The sequence below is a fragment of the Serratia sp. CY33525 genome (assembly GCF_052169115.1).
Classification (GTDB): Bacteria; Pseudomonadota; Gammaproteobacteria; order Enterobacterales; family Enterobacteriaceae; genus Serratia; species Serratia sarumanii.
The window spans coordinates 135,323-154,365 of sequence record NZ_JBJNLK010000005.1 but is presented as its reverse complement, the minus strand read 5'-3'; the positions used below and the strand labels follow the sequence as shown (position 1 = coordinate 154,365).

Annotated in this window: 17 protein-coding genes, 1 tRNA gene and 1 pseudogene; 6 read left to right on the top strand and 13 right to left on the bottom strand. The window is 49.4% G+C overall.

Annotated elements, in window-relative coordinates; translation table 11 throughout:
- Window positions 1–20: 20 nt before the first annotated feature.
- The gene (gene bacA / locus ACJ8IM_RS14625) at window positions 21–845 is read right to left on the bottom strand and encodes an undecaprenyl-diphosphate phosphatase (protein ID WP_033654814.1); all 825 of its coding nucleotides are present in this window, start codon (window positions 843–845) and stop codon (window positions 21–23) included.
- 136 nt (window positions 846–981) lie between these two features.
- A complete protein-coding gene (folB, locus tag ACJ8IM_RS14620; protein WP_033636077.1) occupies window positions 982–1,341 on the bottom strand; it encodes a bifunctional dihydroneopterin aldolase/7,8-dihydroneopterin epimerase in 360 nt (119 codons plus the stop codon).
- Window positions 1,342–1,448: 107 nt separating this feature from the next.
- Between folB and plsY the strand changes: the two genes are divergently transcribed.
- Window positions 1,449–2,087, top strand: coding sequence for a glycerol-3-phosphate 1-O-acyltransferase PlsY (gene plsY, locus ACJ8IM_RS14615; RefSeq protein ID WP_033636078.1), 639 nt, complete (start codon window positions 1,449–1,451; stop codon window positions 2,085–2,087).
- Window positions 2,088–2,117: 30 nt separating this feature from the next.
- On the opposite strand, the gene tsaD is transcribed toward plsY, so the two are convergent.
- Window positions 2,118–3,131 (bottom strand): tRNA (adenosine(37)-N6)-threonylcarbamoyltransferase complex transferase subunit TsaD, encoded by a 1,014-nt coding sequence (gene tsaD / locus ACJ8IM_RS14610; RefSeq protein WP_033654813.1) that lies wholly within the window; start codon window positions 3,129–3,131, stop codon window positions 2,118–2,120.
- A gap of 325 nt (window positions 3,132–3,456) precedes the next feature.
- On the opposite strand from tsaD, the gene rpsU reads away from it, so the two are divergent.
- The 3 genes from rpsU to rpoD all read left to right on the top strand — a co-directional run bounded on the left by rpsU (window position 3,457) and on the right by rpoD (window position 7,556).
- On the top strand, window positions 3,457–3,672 hold the full coding sequence (rpsU, locus tag ACJ8IM_RS14605) for a 30S ribosomal protein S21 (RefSeq protein WP_001144069.1): 216 nt from the start codon (window positions 3,457–3,459) through the stop codon (window positions 3,670–3,672).
- A gap of 136 nt (window positions 3,673–3,808) precedes the next feature.
- Entirely contained in the window at window positions 3,809–5,557 is a 1,749-nt protein-coding gene (gene dnaG, locus ACJ8IM_RS14600) for a DNA primase (RefSeq protein WP_025304325.1), read from the top strand.
- Between the two features lie 157 nt (window positions 5,558–5,714).
- Complete coding sequence (gene rpoD, locus ACJ8IM_RS14595; RefSeq protein ID WP_033636080.1) at window positions 5,715–7,556, top strand: RNA polymerase sigma factor RpoD; 1,842 nt, start codon at window positions 5,715–5,717, stop codon at window positions 7,554–7,556.
- Window positions 7,557–7,630: 74 nt separating this feature from the next.
- On the opposite strand, the gene mug is transcribed toward rpoD, so the two are convergent.
- The gene (mug, locus tag ACJ8IM_RS14590; protein WP_033654812.1) at window positions 7,631–8,119 is read right to left on the bottom strand and encodes a G/U mismatch-specific DNA glycosylase; all 489 of its coding nucleotides are present in this window, start codon (window positions 8,117–8,119) and stop codon (window positions 7,631–7,633) included.
- A gap of 146 nt (window positions 8,120–8,265) precedes the next feature.
- On the opposite strand from mug, the gene ACJ8IM_RS14585 reads away from it, so the two are divergent.
- Window positions 8,266–8,341 (top strand) — tRNA-Ile (locus tag ACJ8IM_RS14585).
- Between the two features lie 106 nt (window positions 8,342–8,447).
- Here the strand turns inward: ACJ8IM_RS14585 and ACJ8IM_RS14580 are convergent.
- The 3 genes from ACJ8IM_RS14580 to ACJ8IM_RS14570 form a co-directional block, all read right to left on the bottom strand.
- Entirely contained in the window at window positions 8,448–8,669 is a 222-nt protein-coding gene (locus ACJ8IM_RS14580; RefSeq protein ID WP_033654811.1) for a hypothetical protein, read from the bottom strand.
- 84 nt (window positions 8,670–8,753) lie between these two features.
- Complete coding sequence (locus tag ACJ8IM_RS14575) at window positions 8,754–8,963, bottom strand: hypothetical protein (protein ID WP_110158478.1); 210 nt, start codon at window positions 8,961–8,963, stop codon at window positions 8,754–8,756.
- A complete protein-coding gene (locus ACJ8IM_RS14570; protein ID WP_033654844.1) occupies window positions 8,935–9,570 on the bottom strand; it encodes a hypothetical protein in 636 nt (211 codons plus the stop codon). The genes ACJ8IM_RS14575 and ACJ8IM_RS14570 overlap by 29 nt, the downstream gene beginning before the upstream one ends.
- A gap of 631 nt (window positions 9,571–10,201) precedes the next feature.
- On the opposite strand from ACJ8IM_RS14570, the gene ACJ8IM_RS14565 reads away from it, so the two are divergent.
- Window positions 10,202–11,569, top strand: coding sequence for a hypothetical protein (locus tag ACJ8IM_RS14565; protein WP_101455675.1), 1,368 nt, complete (start codon window positions 10,202–10,204; stop codon window positions 11,567–11,569).
- A 551-nt stretch (window positions 11,570–12,120) separates the two neighbouring features.
- Here ACJ8IM_RS14565 and ACJ8IM_RS14560 read toward each other — a convergent pair.
- The 6 genes and pseudogenes from ACJ8IM_RS14560 to ACJ8IM_RS14535 form a co-directional block, all read right to left on the bottom strand.
- Complete coding sequence (locus ACJ8IM_RS14560) at window positions 12,121–13,083, bottom strand: restriction endonuclease (RefSeq protein ID WP_072008434.1); 963 nt, start codon at window positions 13,081–13,083, stop codon at window positions 12,121–12,123.
- A 233-nt stretch (window positions 13,084–13,316) separates the two neighbouring features.
- Window positions 13,317–14,615 (bottom strand): hypothetical protein, encoded by a 1,299-nt coding sequence (locus ACJ8IM_RS14555; protein ID WP_072008433.1) that lies wholly within the window; start codon window positions 14,613–14,615, stop codon window positions 13,317–13,319.
- A 334-nt stretch (window positions 14,616–14,949) separates the two neighbouring features.
- Window positions 14,950–15,984 (bottom strand): hypothetical protein, encoded by a 1,035-nt coding sequence (locus ACJ8IM_RS14550; protein WP_051917643.1) that lies wholly within the window; start codon window positions 15,982–15,984, stop codon window positions 14,950–14,952.
- A gap of 10 nt (window positions 15,985–15,994) precedes the next feature.
- Window positions 15,995–17,533: a hypothetical protein gene (locus ACJ8IM_RS14545; RefSeq protein WP_033654809.1), complete on the bottom strand. Its 1,539-nt coding sequence runs from the start codon at window positions 17,531–17,533 to the stop codon at window positions 15,995–15,997.
- A 36-nt stretch (window positions 17,534–17,569) separates the two neighbouring features.
- Window positions 17,570–18,073 carry an SMI1/KNR4 family protein gene (locus tag ACJ8IM_RS14540; RefSeq protein WP_033654808.1) on the bottom strand — a complete coding sequence of 168 codons (504 nt, stop codon included), beginning with the start codon at window positions 18,071–18,073 and terminating at the stop codon, window positions 17,570–17,572.
- Window positions 18,074–18,606: 533 nt separating this feature from the next.
- Window positions 18,607–18,861, bottom strand: a pseudogene (locus ACJ8IM_RS14535) (phage regulatory CII family protein); the annotation flags it as partial.
- Window positions 18,862–19,043: the final 182 nt, after the last annotated feature.

The following is a 19,043-nucleotide window of genomic DNA, read 5'->3' as shown; positions in this document are numbered from 1 at the left end:
GTTTTTTCCTGGCATCGGGCTTACAGGAACACCATGTAAACCACGGCCGCCACGATAAAGCGGTAGATGGCGAACGGCACGAACGAGATGCGTTTGATCAGCGACAGGAAGGTCTTGATCGCAATCAGCGCCACCACGAAGGCAGTAACGAAACCGACGGCGAACATCGGCAGGTCGCCCCAGGTCAGGAAGTGCAGGCTCTTGTACAGATCCAGGCCGCTGGCGCCTATCATCATCGGCACCGCCAAAATGAAGGAGAACTCGGACGCCGCATAGCGGTTTACGCCCACCAGCATGCCACCGGCGATGGTCGCTCCCGAACGGGAGAAGCCCGGCCACAGCGCCAGGCACTGGAAGCAACCGATCAAAAACGCCTGCCGGTAGGTGATGTCATCCAGCCCTTCCGCACGCGGCTTCTTCGGCTTCAGCCATTCCGCCGTCAACAGCAGCAGGCCGCCGACCACCAACGCGTACATCACGTTTTTCGGCGCGAACAGCGATTTAATGACATCGTGGAATATCAACCCCAGCACCACTGCCGGGATCATCCCCAACAGGATGTGCCCCAGCTTCAGCCGGCCGCGGGTTTTGCCCTCGTGCTCCACCGGCTTGCCGCCGAAATGGATGCCGATCAGGCCGAACAACCGGCGCCAGAACATCACTACCACCGCCAGGATCGACCCCAGTTGGATGATGACTTCAAAGGTCTTGGCTTTGTCGCCGGTAAAGCCCAGCCACTCGCCAACGATGATCATATGCCCGGTGGAAGACACCGGCAGAAATTCGGTTAATCCCTCGACAACCCCAAGAACAAACGCAATAAACAGTGAATGCATGTCCGTCATGTGCTTCGCTCACCCCATAAATTTGCGACTAACATAAACATAAAAAAGCGGCAGTGCTTAAAGACAATGCCGCTAAAACAATTCTCAGGATTAAGACCAGCTTAACGGTCTTTCGTTGCAAGCAGATGACATAAAATCATGCGGGACGAGTGCCGCGCTCAATGATCACGCCGACCCGATTGGCATGTGCTACAGCGCCCGGTTTGCTGACCTTAATACGGACCCACGGGGAATTGAAGCGCTGAAGCAAAATTTCGGATATTTCCTCCGCCACGCGTTCCACCAGCGCGAACCGGTTCGATTCAACGTGCCGGATCACGGCGTCGCTGACGTCGGCATAGCTCAGACAGTCAGTTACGTCGTCGCTGGCGGCGGCCGGCCGGTTATCCCAGCCCATTTCGATATCGAACACCAGCTTCTGACGAATGCCCTGTTCCCACTCATAAACGCCAATGGTGGTAATTACGGTAAGCTCTTCAATAAATACGATATCCATCACGTCATTCTCTGTTTTTGGCCTTGCCGGATACCACTTCCAGCGGAATGTGCGTATTATCCATGGATGTTGCGAGTAAAACGACCATTATTAAACGGAACCGCGTTATGAGTGCTACCGCGCTTGGCATGATTATCTTCGCGTATCTGTGCGGCTCGATTTCCAGTGCGATCCTGGTTTGCCGGATCGCCAGGCTGCCGGATCCGCGTGAACATGGCTCAGGAAACCCCGGGGCGACCAACGTCCTGCGCATCGGCGGCCGGCTGGCGGCAGCGGCGGTGCTGGTGTTCGATATTCTGAAAGGGATGCTGCCGGTCTGGCTGGCCTACAAACTCGATGTGCCGCCGCTGTACCTCGGCCTGACGGCGATCGCCGCCTGTCTGGGGCACATCTATCCGGTGTTCTTCCACTTCCGTGGCGGTAAAGGCGTGGCGACGGCATTTGGCGCCATCGCGCCTATCGGCTGGGATCTGACCGGCCTGATGACCGGTACCTGGCTATTGACGGTGCTGCTCAGCGGTTACTCTTCGCTCGGCGCCATCGTCAGCGCGCTGATCGCCCCGTTCTACGTCTGGTGGTTCAAACCGCAGTTCACCTTCCCGGTAGCGATGCTCTCCTGCCTGATCCTGATGCGGCATCACGACAATATTCAGCGCCTGTGGCGCGGCCAGGAAGGCAAGATTTGGGGCAAGCTGCGCAAGAAGAAAAACGACGCGGATAACGGCGACCAGCCGAAAGACGAATAGCAGAAGGGCCGAATAATCCGGCCCTTTGTTTTATACCGCAGGCAATTCCGCCAGCGGCCAGCGCGGCCGCACCGAAACGCTCAGCTCCGGGTTGGCGCCGCTCTTCAGGCGCACCATGCCGGCATAGGCGATCATCGCGCCGTTGTCGGTGCAAAATTCCGGGCGGGCATAGAACACTTCCCCACCGCGTTTATGCATCATCTCCGCCAGTTTGGCGCGCAGCGTGCGGTTGGCGCTTACGCCGCCGGCCATCACCAGGCGCTTGAAGCCGGTCTGCTCCAGCGCGCGTTTGCATTTGATCGCCAGCGTATCCACCACCGCATCCTCGAAGGCGCGGGCGATGTCGGCACGCGTCTGATCGTCGTTGCCGTTGGAGCGGATGGTGTTGGCGGCGAAGGTTTTCAGCCCGGAGAAACTGAAGTCCAGCCCCGGACGATCGGTCATCGGCCGCGGGAAGGTGAAGCGCCCCGCCGTGCCCTGCTGCGCCATCTTCGACAGCATCGGCCCGCCGGGATAATCCAGGCCGAGCAGCTTGGCGGTCTTGTCGAACGCTTCGCCGGCCGCGTCGTCGATCGACTCGCCCAGCAGCTCATACTCACCGATGCCGGTGACGCTGATCAGCTGGGTGTGGCCGCCGGAGACCAGCAGCGCGACGAACGGGAATGCCGGCGGATTGTCTTCCAGCATCGGTGCCAGCAGGTGGCCTTCCATATGGTGCACCGGCACCGCCGGCACGTTCCAGGCGAACGCCAGCGCGCGCCCGACGGTCGCGCCGACCAGCAGCGCCCCCACCAGACCCGGCCCGGCGGTGTAGGCCACGCCGTCGATGTCGGCCGGGGTCAGGTTGGCCTCTTTCAGCGCCGCCTGAATCAGCGGCACGGTTTTGCGCACGTGATCGCGGGAGGCCAGTTCCGGCACCACGCCGCCGTAGTCGGCGTGCAGCTTCACCTGGCTGTATAATTGGTTGGCCAACAAACCGGTTTGATCGTCATACACTGCAATTCCGGTTTCATCGCAGGACGTTTCTATACCCAGTACTCGCATTACATTTCCCATCATTCACGTGCGGCCGCCAGTCTACCACATTCCGCCGCATTTACCGCCAGCGCGGCGCATCTTGTCACCGGCTCGCACCTATGTCGATGATTCATCCAGAAAATGCCCAGGCGATTAAACACGAGCATTTTTTTCTGATTAGTCTATAATCAGCGCCCGGTGCAAAATTGCGCACGTTGCGGCAGAGCGACGCGGGTTTCAATTTGCTGTGGTGCTTTACAAAGCAGCATCCATTGGAGTAAAATTCCGCACCATTTTGAAAAGGCTGGCGCTTGGCCAGCAGCAAACCGAATTTTATTGAGGTGAGAGGCACATGCCGGTAATTAAAGTACGTGAAAACGAGCCATTTGACGTTGCTCTGCGTCGTTTCAAACGCTCTTGCGAAAAAGCGGGTGTTTTAGCTGAAGTTCGTCGTCGTGAGTTTTATGAAAAACCAACTACCGAACGTAAACGCGCTAAAGCTTCTGCTGTGAAACGTCACGCGAAGAAACTGGCTCGCGAAAACGCACGCCGCACTCGTCTGTATTAATTCTTCGGGGGCAACCCCACCGCGTGAATTTCTGATTTTCAAAATCGCGCAGACCGAGTAGTTGCATACGAAGGCCGTGCTTTCCGAAAGGAATGCGCGGCTTGTTCTCGTTTATAGGCTAATGAAGTAAGGGCTTATGGCTGGACGAATTCCGCGCGTATTTATCAATGACTTGCTGGCTCGCACCGACATCGTCGATCTGATCGACGCCCGCGTGAAGCTCAAGAAGCAAGGCAAGAACTACCACGCGTGCTGTCCGTTCCACCACGAAAAGACGCCTTCATTTACCGTTAATGGCGAAAAGCAGTTTTATCACTGTTTTGGGTGTGGTGCGCACGGCAACGCCGTCGACTTTTTGATGAATTACGACCGACTCGAGTTTGTCGAAACCATCGAAGAGCTGGCGACCATGCACGGGCTGGAAGTGCCTTACGAAGCGGGCACCGGGCCAACCCAGATCGAACGCCATCAGCGCCAGAGCCTGTACCAACTGATGGAGCAGCTCAGCGCGTTCTATCAACAGTCACTGCAGCAGTCCTCCGGGGCACCGGCGCGCAGCTATTTGCAGCAGCGCGGATTAAGTGACGACGTTATTCGCCATTTCGCCATCGGCTTCGCGCCGGCGGGATGGGACAACGCCCTGAAGCGTTTCGGCCGCGACGCCGACTCGCGCCGCGCATTGAACGATGCCGGCATGCTGGTGACTAACGATCAGGGGCGTTCGTACGACCGTTTCCGCGAACGGGTGATGTTCCCCATCCGCGACAAACGCGGGCGCGTGATCGCCTTCGGCGGCCGCGTATTGGGCGATGGCATGCCGAAGTACCTGAACTCGCCGGAAACCGAAGTTTTCCATAAGGGCCGCCAGCTTTACGGCCTGTATGAAGCACAGCAGAACCACCCTACCCTGCAGCGGCTGCTGGTGGTGGAAGGGTATATGGACGTGGTGGCGTTGGCGCAATTCGGCATCGATTATGCCGTCGCCTCGCTCGGAACCTCGACGACGGCTGAACACATTCAGCTGCTGTTCCGCGCCACCGACAACGTCGTCTGCTGTTACGACGGCGACCGCGCCGGCCGCGAAGCGGCATGGCGGGCGTTGGAAACCGCGTTGCCGTACCTGAACGACGGGCGCCAGCTGCGGTTCATGTTTTTGCCTGACGGTGAAGACCCGGACACCCTGGTGCGCAAGGAAGGTAAAGAAGCCTTCGAACAGCGAATGGAGCAGGCGCAGCCGCTGTCCACTTTCCTGTTCGAAAGCCTGCTGCCGCAGGTGGATCTGAGCAGCCCGGACGGGCGCGCCAAGCTGAGCACGCTGGCGCTGCCGCTGATTACTCAGGTGCCGGGCGAAACGTTGCGCTTGTACCTGCGCCAGGAGCTCGGCAACAAGCTGGGGCTGCTGGACGATAGCCAGCTCGACAAGCTGATGCCCAAGCAGGCGGAAAATGCGAATCCTTATCAGGCGCCCCAGCTAAAACGCACAACCATGCGTATACTGATAGGGCTACTGGTGCAAAATCCGCAGTTGGCTACACTTATCCCTTCGCTTGAAGGGCTGGAGCAGACCAAACAGGCGGGATTGCCGCTGTTCGTCGAACTGGTGCAGACCTGTTTGGCGCAGCCGGGCCTGACGACCGGGCAATTGCTGGAGCTGTATCGCGACAACAAATTCAGCCAGCAGCTTGAAACCTTGGCGACCTGGAACCATATGATCGTTGAGGATATGGTCGAGCAGACCTTTTTGGATACGTTGGCCAGCCTGTACGACTCGGTGCTCGAGCAACGGCTGGAAACGCTGATCGCCCAGGCCAGAACGCGCGGCCTGAGCCCGGAGGAACGTGAAGAAGTCCGTTCCCTCAACCAGGTTTTAGCGAAGAAAAACTGAATACCAAACGGCTTAAGTGCCGATAATTGCGAGGGCAGAGCCCTGCACAGTGCCGCCATAGTGGGCCGCGGCGATAACGAAAACGCCCCAAATGCTATTGTTGGCGGTTTCGCCGACCGACACCAACCTAAATACTCTGAAGTGTGGATACCGTCTTATGGAGCAAAACCCGCAGTCACAGCTGAAGCTACTTGTCACCCGTGGTAAGGAGCAAGGCTATCTGACCTATGCTGAGGTCAATGACCATCTGCCGGAAGATATCGTCGACTCCGATCAGATCGAAGACATCATCCAGATGATTAACGACATGGGCATCCAGGTGATGGAAGAAGCACCGGACGCCGATGACCTGCTGCTCGCCGAAAACTCGAACAGCACGGACGAAGATGCGGAAGAAGCCGCCGCACAGGTTCTGTCCAGCGTGGAATCCGAAATCGGCCGCACCACCGACCCGGTGCGCATGTACATGCGCGAAATGGGTACCGTCGAACTGCTGACGCGCGAAGGCGAAATCGACATCGCCAAGCGCATCGAAGACGGCATCAACCAGGTGCAGTGCTCGGTTGCCGAATACCCGGAAGCCATTACCTACCTGCTTGAACAGTACGATCGCGTCGAAGCGGGCGAAGCGCGCCTGTCCGACCTGATCACCGGCTTCGTCGATCCTAACGCGGAAGAGGACATCGCCCCAACCGCCACCCACATCGGTTCCGAACTGTCGAGCGAAGAGCAAGACGACGACGAAGAAGATGAGGATGCCGAAGAGGACGACACCGAAGACGACAACAGCATCGATCCTGAGCTGGCGCGTCAGAAGTTCGCCGAACTGCGCGATCAGTATGAAGCGACGCGCTTGGTGATCAAGAAGAACGGCCGCAGCCACGCCAGCGCCGCGGACGAGATCCTGAAGCTGTCCGAAGTGTTCAAGCAGTTCCGCCTGGTGCCGAAACAGTTCGACTTCCTGGTCAACAGCATGCGCACCATGATGGATCGCGTTCGCACCCAGGAACGCATCATCATGAAGCTGTGCGTTGAACAGTGCAAAATGCCGAAGAAAAACTTCGTCACCCTGTTCGCCGGCAACGAAACCAGCGATTCCTGGTTCGAAGCCGCGCTGGCGATGGCCAAGCCATGGTCGGAAAAACTGAAAGACGTGGCCGAAGACGTGCAGCGCAGCCTGCAGAAACTGCGTCAGATCGAAGAAGAAACCGGCCTGACCATTGAGCAGGTCAAAGACATCAACCGTCGCATGTCGATCGGTGAAGCGAAAGCCCGCCGCGCGAAGAAAGAGATGGTTGAGGCCAACCTGCGTCTGGTTATTTCCATCGCCAAGAAATACACCAACCGCGGCCTGCAGTTCCTGGATCTGATCCAGGAAGGCAACATCGGCCTGATGAAAGCGGTAGACAAGTTCGAATACCGCCGCGGCTACAAGTTCTCGACGTACGCCACCTGGTGGATCCGTCAGGCTATCACCCGCTCCATCGCCGACCAGGCGCGCACCATCCGTATTCCGGTGCATATGATTGAGACCATCAACAAGCTCAACCGTATTTCGCGCCAGATGCTGCAAGAGATGGGCCGCGAGCCAACGCCGGAAGAGCTGGCCGAGCGCATGCTGATGCCGGAAGACAAGATCCGCAAGGTGCTGAAGATCGCCAAAGAGCCAATCTCGATGGAGACGCCGATCGGCGACGACGAAGATTCGCATCTGGGCGACTTCATCGAGGACACCACCCTCGAGCTGCCGCTGGATTCCGCAACCTCGGAAAGCCTGCGTTCCGCCACCCACGACGTGCTGGCCGGCCTGACCGCGCGCGAAGCGAAAGTGCTGCGCATGCGTTTCGGTATCGACATGAACACCGACCACACGCTGGAAGAGGTAGGCAAGCAGTTTGACGTTACCCGTGAGCGTATTCGTCAGATCGAAGCCAAGGCGCTGCGCAAGCTGCGTCACCCAAGCCGCTCCGAAGTGCTGCGCAGCTTCCTGGACGACTAAGTCCGGCTGCCGCAGCAAAAACAAAAACCCCGGCCTGCCGGGGTTTTTTTATGCCCTGAATACGCCTCGCCGCATCATTGCAGCGCCAGGAACAGCTCGCGATAGCTGGCGGTAAGCTGCTCCAGGGTGGCGCGGTTCAATCCGCTGGGGTTGGGCAATACCCACACCTCGGTTTCCCCCAACGTCAGCGTCTGCTTGCCCCAGGGCGCGTTTTTCACCCCGAAGGCGGTGGTGAACGCCTGCTTGCCCAAAATCGCCAGCGCGCGCGGCTGGTAGCGCAGGATCTTCTCTTGCAGCGCCTCGCCGCCGCTGCGCAGCTCGTCGCGCGACAGCTCGCTGGCCGCCACCGTCGGGCGCGCCACCAGCGCGGTAATGCCGCAGCCGTTGTCCTTCAGCTGCTGCCACTGCTCCGGCGCCAGCTGGCTCTCGGTAAAGCCGGCCTGATGGACCACCTTCCAGAAGCGATTGCTGCCGTTGGCGAAAGGATAGCCCTGATGGGCGGAAGAAAGACCGGGGTTGATGCCGCAAAACACCACCCGCAGATTGGGCGCCAGAAGTTCCATGAGTGTCGTGAGTCCATTGCAGGGATTTACTGCGGTTATCGCAAAATCCGCCAGCAATTACAACAGGCTAGAACTGTGCAGAAAAGCAACATACGGGCGAGTAACAGTAGACCGCCGCTTAAGGATTCCCTATAATCTCGCGGCTTGGCCCCTTAGCTCAGTGGTTAGAGCAGGCGACTCATAATCGCTTGGTCGTTGGTTCAAACCCAACAGGGGCCACCAAATTTTAGCTTTAAAATCATATAAAAAAGCCACTTTTCTCGAAGTGGCTTTTTTATTTCGTGCCCACAGTAGCGGCAAAATGGCGGCAGTATGCCGGCACTGTCAGCTATCTTTCCCCTCTTAACCAGCCTATAGCCAGACTCACCAGGAAGCCGGCAAAGAAGATCGCGATAGCCGCAGAGATAGATTTCCACCACTCATCAAACCAGAACAAGGCAACAAATGCCGCTATAGAGAACAGGCCAATGATTATGGATTCAGCCAGGTCAGCAGTTTGCCGGCCAACAAATTTAACGAACTTCACAAGAAAGGATTTTAGCCAGTTCATTGATTTTCTTACTTAACGATAGGAAGCCATCATCACTTGATCATTAGTTAAAATCCAACCGCTGGCTTTTGATTGATCTATCCGCTATCGCTCGCCTCTCACAAGGCTACACAAAGCAATAGTGGCAAACACCAGCAACAGGAATATTGCCGCGCTCAGAATTCGTTGCCACCATTCGTCGAACCAGAACAGTGAGCCAAACGCAGCGACAGAAAATATCCCGCCCAAAATCGCTTCCACAAGGTGCGACAATCCTTTACCGAGCTTACTGCCCCAAGACTTTAGATAGCTCATGATTCACACCTTCACAGAACATTTTCGATTTGCTGGTATAGGCAACAAAGGGTTCAAGATACTCCTCCGCCAGAAAGTAGATCATGTCCAAATTTCGCGGGGTGAGTTTGTGGTACGTCGAGGGGTACTTTTCGCGCAATCGGCGCGATGACAATGCGGCTTGTTCGATAATCCCTTGCAGGAGAATAATGTTCAACCCTGCAACGGTAATACCTTTAAAAACCCATCTGAAAAGCGTACTACTGATAACTTTTTTCAAAATATGATGCGTGATCTGTTGTACCAGAATGAACTGCGTCCCCATACGCCCCGCAACATAACCTTCAGCAAGGTTTAATTTCTGTCCTAATGCTGTTTGCGTTTGAACACCCATCCGTTGATAACAGTCACGAATTATGACGGTTATTAGCTCACGCAAAGGGGCCTCAATGCCATAACCAGCGCGAATAACCCTAATGAATCTTTCCGTTTCCAGTTCATTGCGGCGTTTAAATTCACTACTACCTAACCCGGCGCCCTGCCATGTGCGGCGAGCACTATACGCGATTCCTTTGGGTAAGGACTCAATGCCTTCAAGAATTCCCTGCGCTACAGCTTTAGCATCCATACAAAGCCTCTTATCAATCATGAGGCTGTACCATATACCATGTTTGCCCAAAAATTCAACACAACAAGCCCCCCTCCCATAACGTTTGAGAGCGCCGCTACCGCATCAAAGCCCAAAGCTGCCCCCTTTGGTCTTGGTATAGTGATAAATCGCGATGACAGGACGCTGGCGGCCATTTTGAAAGTGGTTCAACACGGCTTGCGCGCAATGCTATCCCCACCTCGCCTGCGCGCTTTATATGTCGCTTTTAATGCAGCTGCATGATCCAGCGCGATCCGCGCCAGTGCTGGCGCTGCGGGGATAAAACTCACACAGGATCATCATGCGAATTCATGCACCTAATACATGCATTGGGTATTTAGATTGGAGCTGGCAACATTGAAGCTGGCAACATTCCCTAGCAGCGCACAATGAAATCTGACAGTCCGCTCTGAGCGAGAAGCAGACATCACAACTCACAAGGATTAAACGCAGTTTGTTTTCCAAACATACGGTTGATAGGTGTTATAATCTGGCACTAACAGCATGATGCTTGGAAGTACATTTAAATGTAAAATGATAGTGCACTCTCAGTGAAACCACTGACTAACTTTGGGAACACAGTACTGAAGTCTAGTAAAAAGGAACTAGTATGTACAACAACCTCTATGCTCTCACAGAAAGCCTTTTTTGGGTTGATCGACTTTTAGATCAGGAATATGAAAATATCGGATTGAATGAATTGCTAATTGAGTTAGCTGAATATAATAAAAGAATAGATTCACTGATTATCGAACAAACAAATTCTGTACAAGAGTCTCGGCTAAATGTTTACATGGCGGGGAATCGTAATATTGAAAGATATAAGAGTGGATTATTTTCAATGGACAGAGTCATTCTTGATGACGTTCTGTATTCATTGAGCCTACGATACAGGGTGAATCTAGCAGAAAATGCACTTGAAAAATTTATTGTAAGCGATAGAAAAGATAAGGTTGAACATCTCAGGAAGGAAATTGCTAGATTTATCAGGTTTGCTAAAGATAACTTTGACCTTATCCGTGGAGAGTTTATCGTTTTTGTACGAAGCGAATCTTATAGTAATGATTCGGAGAGAGCCGATGGGATTTTTAGCGACAACTCTGATGCTAATTTTATATTTCGATATCTTCCCCCTAATGTTGCCCGTCTTTATGAAAATAGACTATCCGTAAAGAATATAGAACGCTTGGGCAATACAAATAAAATTCGGTTCTTAAACAAGAATGCTTTAGCGAATGAAATCATGTTGGAAATTAAAGGCTGCGAAAGTTCGTATACAAATGGATATATGTATCAACATATAAAAAATGCCATTGATAATGATGACGGCACCATGTCTATGGAGCTTGTCATGGGAAATCATAGCGGAAAAAAAAGTTATGAACGGTGGGTGCAGGGAGCAAAAAACCGTACAGTTCTCTTTCATTATAAAAACCTTATTACTGACCTTAACCAAGCGCATTCATGTAGAGCATCCCTTGGTGCATATTGCCCATTTCATGGAGAGATTCTTCGTAAACTTGATCAAAAGAATGAAGTTCAGAGGGTTAAACTCTCTATTGACGTTCCATTCTTAGAGGGACTGACTCCAAGCGAGCTCTACAAAATTAGAACTGACTACGAGCCGAGTTTTAATGCCTTCCGCTCTGTACTACGTGAAGCTGCGTATGACATAGAAGCAGAAAGTGATCCATATAAGAGACAACTGATAAATCAACATTTTGTCGAGCGCGTGTGGGATGAAGGATTGACAGATATTGAGCAAAAAATACAAGCCTATAAGCGGAAAAGTAATAAAGAACTTTTTCTTAACAGTGTGCCATCATTGATAGGTTTTATTGGTGCACCAAATCCAGTGTCGTTGGCTACAGGAGCTTTTACGATTCTAAAAGATGTTTTTAATATCACAAGCCATTCTTCAGAAATAAAGAGCCACCCTTCATATTTCCTTCTCATGATGTCAAAAGCCAAAAAATAAACCCTATGGTTGAGGCAGTAGAAAATATATACACTTGAGAAAAAAGGTTCTAAAGGGACATAATTAGATTAACCTAGTGACCTGTTCTCCGTGAATCAACACAGGCTGTTGTTAGCTACTTCCGCTTCTGACACAGGGCTGCTGTTGCAGCCCTGACAACCTTAGACTTCAATCGATCCAGAAATCTCTAACGCATCATTGTAGTGTCGATAAAGGTTGGCCACTTTATAAGGTGTCATTTAAAACTACTATAGGTCCGCTGCGAGCGAGGAGCGGGCATTAACTCCTTGCTTTTTTGCACCGAAATAGAGCGAAGCAGCGTGTAAACTGTTTCAGATGCGCAGCGGTGACAACAGTAACTTCAATGAAGGAAATACTCTAGTTTTCGGAGAGATTTTTCGAGTGATATATGATAATGAATACACCAAAAAACTGAACAGAAACGTCTAGCTCAGTATGACTTCTGTTCAGGTATAAATGGTCTATTTATGTATTCCCTCATCAAATCCTTACTGAATACTCTCGAAGATGGCTAACGCAACCACCCTTTCTTAACCTTCATAGTTCATGCCGCCAAGATACGACGGTATCATCATTAATGATTTAACCCTTTCTTTTTCTTTTTCGGTGAGATGACGACATGCAAATGGGTAAATATTGATCAAAAATGTCTTGAGTTCGTCAAATGCCTCATCTGAATATAGAGTCCCAGATCTTAACTCATTCATTATTGTCATGACCCATTTTATAAATACAGTTGGCATCATTACATCAGCGATATCTTCCCAGCTATCAATAAGGCTATTATTTGTATGTTTTTCAATATACTGCCGGAGTGCTCGGTCACAGTTACCTCGACACGTCCAAAAAGTATGTTCATTATACTCTGGTTCATTTTTGTAGTCGGTGCGGATTCTTTGCCATAGAGTGATAACTCCCTTGTCGTCTTGAGACAGAAGCTCTTTCTTACAAACTTTGCATTTTAAGCTAGGTTCATCGGCAAATATTCTTGCGGGTTTTGGGTTTTCTGTTTTCCACTCAGATAACGACTTTGGGAAGTACCTTTCGGCAATCTCCAATCCTCTGGAAGAATGTAAAAGTTCCCTCTCTATTTTTTCTTTATCGAAAACCTGAAATTCAATTCGTCCCTTCAACCCGTCAAGTATTCCAGACAGACCTGTACTAGCAAGAGTTGAATAGAACCCGATAAATCCTTGGCAGTTATTCGCGATTACTCGATCAAAAATATTTGCATCATCTACTGGATTAACTGAATTTCCACTATGAGCTTTATGCTTACAGCTTACCAACCAACGGATAATTGTTTCCCCGCCGACACCAGTCCTTTTTTCTTCCGCTATAATATCAACCCCACCGTCAGCACCTCTATCTGGGTCAGATATAATTTTATATCCCAGAAAAGCCAAGAAGTCGCGAGAAAAAAGTTCAAATGTATCTTGCAGCCCTGTTGCTTTATGAGCCTCTGGTATTTCTTTGAAGTCTAATATTGGCATTTTTATGGAATCCTTAAGTTGTTAACACTTATTGGGTGGAAAGAACCGTATTTAAACACAGACTTTCTGTCTCTGTAAATTTAATATGTAGAACACTCATCGCTTTTTATAACTGACAATAGGATATTTAGACGTCTGCTTTTGGCACAGAGCGGACGATATAACTGAGCTGAAGGTCCGCTGAGAGCGAGGAGCAGAAGTTATATTAAAAATTAATTAGCACGTTGATTTAATCACCATGAAGGATAATTAGGTTTTTTTCCTCTTAAAAGAGATACTTTGTCAATTATCTCAACAGAAGCAGTTCTATAACCCTCCTGCTGAAGTAGGTAAACTGCATAATCTCTTAATTCTTGCAAAGTGGAAAAGCCGTTACTTTCGATGAGTATTATAATTATCTTAATATACTTAAAGATTTGTTCAGAGGATTCGTTCGCGTTGACGTTAAGTTCGTAAAAATCTTTACCATCATGAACAAGCTTGTTTCTTACGTCAGTATATAACTTGTCATAAACTTCTAGGTTTTTCTTAAATTTGATTAGTGATTTATTACATGTAAGTGCTGCAATGTAGGTCCTTTGCTTCCATCCTTTCCAATTTGGGTCAATATTAGCAAGACCATCAAGTGCAAAGACTAGGTTTAGAAATTGTGATTCCGCGCCAATTGAATAAAAAGATTGCCTACATGCCCTAACTACGGAGCTAACTAATTTTGAAAGTTCATTTTCAACGATTCCATCGTAGATAGAAGATAAATATTGCAACCCAGGGTAATACAAGCTGTCAACCTGAGGGCCTAGCCAATTATTACTCACGGCAAGGGGTCTTGATATTCCACTTATCTTAATTGGTTTAAGATGAGTCATCTCACGAGGAATGATTTCTACATCATAAAATCCGTCAGAGCGTTGACCTGCAGGATTAGGGGTATATTCCATACGTGTAAATGAGCTGTGAGAAAATCTGACTAAATCAAGCGCATATTCAGCTATAGACAAACACATGTTTATAACATGGCTGTTATGATCAATGCTTGAATTAAGTTTTAATAAATCAATATATGGTAGGTCACAGTTAAACTGTATATACGAACCATCTTGCTCTGATAATCGCTTATGTGACTCTTCATCAAATTGTCTTCCGCAATAAAAAATATACTTTCCGACCTCGATGGTTTCCTGAATGAAAATCTTCTCAATCGGCACAATAACTATGCACTCCATATTTTTGTTTTCCCCCTCTAATTCAGCTAATTCTAGGTTAGAGCTTCTTGATTTAGCTAACTCTATTTCTACCCACTCAAAGCATATTGAGAAGTCTTCTAGAATTTCGATACTGCTTTTTTGATAACTATCCTTGGTGTATTTAAATGTAATGCCATCTCCTTCAGGATAGGCACTGGCCCAATATCCCATATCTCTTAAATTTTTTAGAGATGTTGAGATATCGTCGACTTTATTAATAAAATCCTCTTTTCGCCATAAAACATTGCCAGTGTAGTTTTCGTACGGTGGTATTAAACGAGCTTTCATATAACTTCCTTATTATCCAAGAGGATGTGACTGAAATTTTTATCAGACTTATCTACAATAATATAAATTGACATGAAAAATCTACTCAACAATTAACCGTTATGATTTGCTTGCGACGACTAAAACATGCCGATGGGTCGCATCCGCTCCTGGCACGCAGCGGACATTGCTGGCTGAGCTGAAGGTCCGCTGTGAGCGAGAAGCGTAAGTTTATAACATAATTTTATGGCAGTAAAAGGCGAGTATGGTTACTAAACATCCATAAAAAGTTGTGACATTTTTACCGCGACCGGAACAATGACTGTATTTGCATAAGCGATGCGGTTTAACAGAATCAGATCATCAAAAAATGCTGCGCAATTTGCCAACCGACAGAAAGCCCAACAACACAGGCCACCACTGTCAGTGCAAAACGGTGACGAAATCGTGATTTGATAAATTCCACCTGTAACGCTGTAACAGCATTATTATTGCTTATTTGCCTATCGTCGTGCTGCTTCACGACGATGGATAACTCTTGTTGGAGCGCATCACACTGGCTTACGGTTGATTTTACCGAATCAAGCAAAACCTGACGGTCTTGCTCAAGTTTGGCGAGCAGTTGATTATGAGACAACTGCTGTTCCTGCGACAGCGACTGTTGCAACGTCTCAATACGCCCCTGTTGTACAATGTGGTTGTCCTCCATTATCTGTTCGAGAATGTTGTGCCGCCTTACCTGCTCCTCTAGGCCACTTTGCAATTGCTGTGCAAGATCCGAGGAAAATTTCGCGACACGTTGTTCAAGTTCGGCTAGCAAGGACGCGTTTGCCTCGCCGATTTTGTTTTCCGCCTCTGTCACCCGTTTTACGCAGCCAACCAGTTGCTTAGCCTGATCTTGCGTTACTCCTTTTGCATCCATCAATCCCTGGTTAGCCTTAGTAATCTCTTTTTGCTGCTCTTCCAGTAGCACCTGTTGTTTCAGGATCTGTTCATTTTGTTCAGCAAGGGAATGTGTCTGACCTTCCAGAATGTTTTGCTGTTCCAATAAAATCTGTTGTTGCTGGTTCAGTAATTTGGATAGTGCCGTATTGACAATCAATAACTGAGAAGATTTTTGCGTCAGGCGACCAATGGCTTTATTAAGATCAATCTGTGCATCCTGTAACACATCGTCGCGATCGTTCCACCAGTTAGTTATAAAGTTTCCATCCCTCTGTTCCCTACGCAGGCGATCAAGATCTTTTGCGCTCTTCTGAACCTTTTGTTGCTCCTCCGTCATACCGCTGATTAATTCTTTAATGTTGCTGTCGCGAAAGATACGTTCCGGCAAATCTGCGGACGAAAAGGCTTGAATGACCTGAAGTTCCTGCTTGTTTAGCAAACTCATTTTATTGTTCTCAAATATTTTTCAAAAAATCATCAATTTCAGCTTGGCTTTCATTAATAAAGGCAATTACAGCGCTACTCCGTGCCACCTGCGTAGCCGTTTCCCTAGTTGTCCTCTCAAGGCATGCCAGAGTTGCTGTAGTCGAAATCGTTGCAGTAGCCAGGTTTGCCCCAATAGCTTGATACTTAGTTATTGCGTTCGTGTAATTTGCAATATTACCCAGCGAACTCTCTGAAAGGGTCACCAGTTCATTAGCAAACGCTTCCCGACGTTTTCTATCTGCGAGCATCTCATCCATCATTTTTTCGCTCGGCGTAAAACGGGAACGATCAAAAAACATGTCTATCTGATATGCGAGAAAGGCAGACAGTAACCCGGTGGCAATACCAATAAGCACTGGCGTTAGCATATCTGCAAACGGTTTCAGAAACGGTACAGTCGCCATAAACGTCACTATGCTTTCGTTCAACAACATACCGACTGAAGTCAAGATGACAGTGGTGAGAATTTTCAGCCCTTCCTGTAACGCCTGCTGCGCTGTCATATGTTCCGGTGGGAAGAAAATCATTTTGAACGCCCGGAAAAGCCCCAACAGCCCTTCCCGAATCATGGTCACGAAACGCTTTGCGGTTGAGAGAAAATTATTAAGCAAGAAAGTGAGTAAATTACTCATAAATCCACTCACACCACCCTGGAACATTTGCCCCAGCGCATCGGGGATTTTTTTGACCACGGAAGCAATTACCCGCATTAAGCGCTGGTGGATCTCCTCAAACAACGTTTTACTCATCTCAACGCCGTGTTGAATGAGAACTTTGAATTCATTAAATAAGCCATTCACCAGTTCAGTGAGCAGTAAACCAAGTGCTTGTCTCAGCCCCATCTGCAACGCCTGTTGGCCGCCTGTCTGCAACAACTCTTTGCCCTGTTTTTTAATCAGCGCCGAGTTAAGCGTTGCCGAAATATGGTCATCCGATTGTTTCTTCGCTGCTGCGACTAACTCAGGATCCAGCTCAAACCTTTCGCCATTTTTTTCTGCAAAAGTATCCAGTTCAGCTGCACCTTTTGAACGGTTAATCGACTTATGTGTGGTCACCAAATTTTCGTCGGCATTAGCCATTTTAACAACTTTTTCAACACCTTCCCCGGTTTCCAGAGCAAGATGCACTTTCTTATTTTTGGACAATGTATTTAATGAAGTGACATGGTCGAGATCCATATCCGCAGCATTGGTCGTTTTACCCGTATAACCATCAACGCTACCAGCCCGTAGTTTCTTGCTTTTTTTTGTAAAATCTTTACTTTCATACTCTTTGCGCTGGTAATCTTGGCGTGATTTTGCATGACTGGACATGTCTTTATCTGCAATGAAATCCGACTCTTCGCGCTCGAAATTATGCAGCGTTGTAACATTTCCGCCGTTGCGATCTTCAAACATGGCCGTTGAAAGACCGAAAGGTCCGATAATTTGTGACAACACTTGCTGCTGGCAATCGTTAAAGAATTTTTGCAGGCGCTGCTGTTTTAATTCTTCATATGTTAAATCCATTTACCCTCCAGGTTTATCTAACCAACTATAAAAGGCCTACATTTGCTCTACATACTGTGTGAACCACTGAATGAAGCTGTCAGCTTGTTTTTCACGCACGCCATCATCATGCCAGAGCGTGATAATCTGTCCGGGAATCCCAACGTCAGTCGGCGCGAGATCAATGCAAAGATGATCTCCCGCCCCGTTGTAAGTAAACGGGATCCAAGCGGGACTCCACCATTCCGGACGAATACCGCTTTGCGGACACGACTCAGCACCCTCAAAATCACCACCATCGAGTAACCCTTTCCAGATGCGCCATTCCTGTATAATGCGCGAAGTGGATAAGAACTCGCATTCATCAAACAGTCCGTGGCTAATACCGTGCTGGCCATTGTGAATTTTCATGCAGGCAACAAAATCAGCAGGCAAACTCAAACCCAGAGCCTGCTCTAACGTAGCGATATCCTCATCAGTGGCCGGGGGGCCAAGATCAGCTAATAAATCAGGGTCGGTGTCTTGCAGAATGGCTTCCATTTTTTCCCAAAGTTGCTTCATAGTTTTTGTTCCTTTCAATCCATCTATTTATTAACGGCATATTCGACAGAGAATTAAGTAATATCTTGCGCGTATGACTGTCAGAAAATGAGTTAATCACAACCAACAGCCAACCTGTGTCAGTGTTCCTGATGTGATGTTACAACAAGACTCTCGAGACCAGCCTAGCATGTGAATGATGGTCTTAGACTGGACTGAGAAAACTAGCCTTCATCTTACACTGCAAAGCCATTAACATAATAAAATTAATACCATAAGTAATGGTAGCTTCGTTACCGCTGTTAGGGGCCATTCCAGCGTGTTACGTGAGGTGTCACAGGCCGGGTAGTGATAGCTAGTAATGTTGCTCAGCTGCAGAGAACCGTGCAACAGTGCAGCAAATGTGAAGCAAAATTCCACAACTTCCGCACTTGGCACAGGGCGGACTGACGGAAAGACCCATTTCCACTTCTGGCACAGAGCAGCCCTATTAGGTTAAGCTCTGTGCTATGACAATATCAGATTAAGTCTGAGTCAATACAATTTTTAACCCAGATATTCCCGGCGCAAGTCTCATTGACAGGCACGGACGGCATGCAGTTGATTTGTGCCAGCAAGGCATCGAGCAAGCCAGCATCTTCAGTAGCATCAGTAAGCGCCAATAGCTCCGCACAAGTGAGCTGGTGCAGTTGCTCTGGGTTCAGCTTATTACGCAGTGTCTGTGGATTAATGCCTGTTACTTCACCCAACGTTGATTTCAACACGTGCGCGGGGCTTGTCGCCTTTGCCGTGAATAGGCAAACGACCATCGCGGACCATGTCACGAGCACTGCCCATAGGAGTCCCGGTGATACGGCAGTACTCATCAATAGGCAGGTAAGGCGTGGGGATGGGGATGGGGATGGGGATGGGGATGTTAGGACGCATAAGGCAATCTCCTGTTTTCAGTTGAACTCGGCAAAGTTCATCGAAATTCGCAAATTGCAAAAAA

Excerpts from the sequence above, each read along its gene's own strand:
- bacA (WP_033654814.1), bottom strand. The coding sequence starts at position 845 with ATGACGGACATGCATTCACTGTTTATTGCGTTTGTTCTTGGGGTTGTC.
- ACJ8IM_RS14580 (WP_033654811.1), bottom strand. The coding sequence starts at position 8,669 with ATGAACTGGCTAAAATCCTTTCTTGTGAAGTTCGTTAAATTTGTTGGC.
- mug (WP_033654812.1), bottom strand. The coding sequence starts at position 8,119 with ATGGAACTTCTGGCGCCCAATCTGCGGGTGGTGTTTTGCGGCATCAAC.
- ACJ8IM_RS14575 (WP_110158478.1), bottom strand. The coding sequence starts at position 8,963 with ATGAGCTATCTAAAGTCTTGGGGCAGTAAGCTCGGTAAAGGATTGTCG.
- tsaD (WP_033654813.1), bottom strand. The coding sequence starts at position 3,131 with ATGCGAGTACTGGGTATAGAAACGTCCTGCGATGAAACCGGAATTGCA.
- folB (WP_033636077.1), bottom strand. The coding sequence starts at position 1,341 with ATGGATATCGTATTTATTGAAGAGCTTACCGTAATTACCACCATTGGC.
- dnaG (WP_025304325.1), top strand. The coding sequence starts at position 3,809 with ATGGCTGGACGAATTCCGCGCGTATTTATCAATGACTTGCTGGCTCGC.
- rpsU (WP_001144069.1), top strand. The coding sequence starts at position 3,457 with ATGCCGGTAATTAAAGTACGTGAAAACGAGCCATTTGACGTTGCTCTG.
- ACJ8IM_RS14570 (WP_033654844.1), bottom strand. The coding sequence starts at position 9,570 with ATGGATGCTAAAGCTGTAGCGCAGGGAATTCTTGAAGGCATTGAGTCC.
- ACJ8IM_RS14540 (WP_033654808.1), bottom strand. The coding sequence starts at position 18,073 with ATGAAGCAACTTTGGGAAAAAATGGAAGCCATTCTGCAAGACACCGAC.
- ACJ8IM_RS14555 (WP_072008433.1), bottom strand. The coding sequence starts at position 14,615 with ATGAAAGCTCGTTTAATACCACCGTACGAAAACTACACTGGCAATGTT.
- plsY (WP_033636078.1), top strand. The coding sequence starts at position 1,449 with ATGAGTGCTACCGCGCTTGGCATGATTATCTTCGCGTATCTGTGCGGC.
- ACJ8IM_RS14545 (WP_033654809.1), bottom strand. The coding sequence starts at position 17,533 with ATGGATTTAACATATGAAGAATTAAAACAGCAGCGCCTGCAAAAATTC.
- rpoD (WP_033636080.1), top strand. The coding sequence starts at position 5,715 with ATGGAGCAAAACCCGCAGTCACAGCTGAAGCTACTTGTCACCCGTGGT.
- ACJ8IM_RS14550 (WP_051917643.1), bottom strand. The coding sequence starts at position 15,984 with ATGAGTTTGCTAAACAAGCAGGAACTTCAGGTCATTCAAGCCTTTTCG.
- ACJ8IM_RS14565 (WP_101455675.1), top strand. The coding sequence starts at position 10,202 with ATGTACAACAACCTCTATGCTCTCACAGAAAGCCTTTTTTGGGTTGAT.
- ACJ8IM_RS14560 (WP_072008434.1), bottom strand. The coding sequence starts at position 13,083 with ATGCCAATATTAGACTTCAAAGAAATACCAGAGGCTCATAAAGCAACA.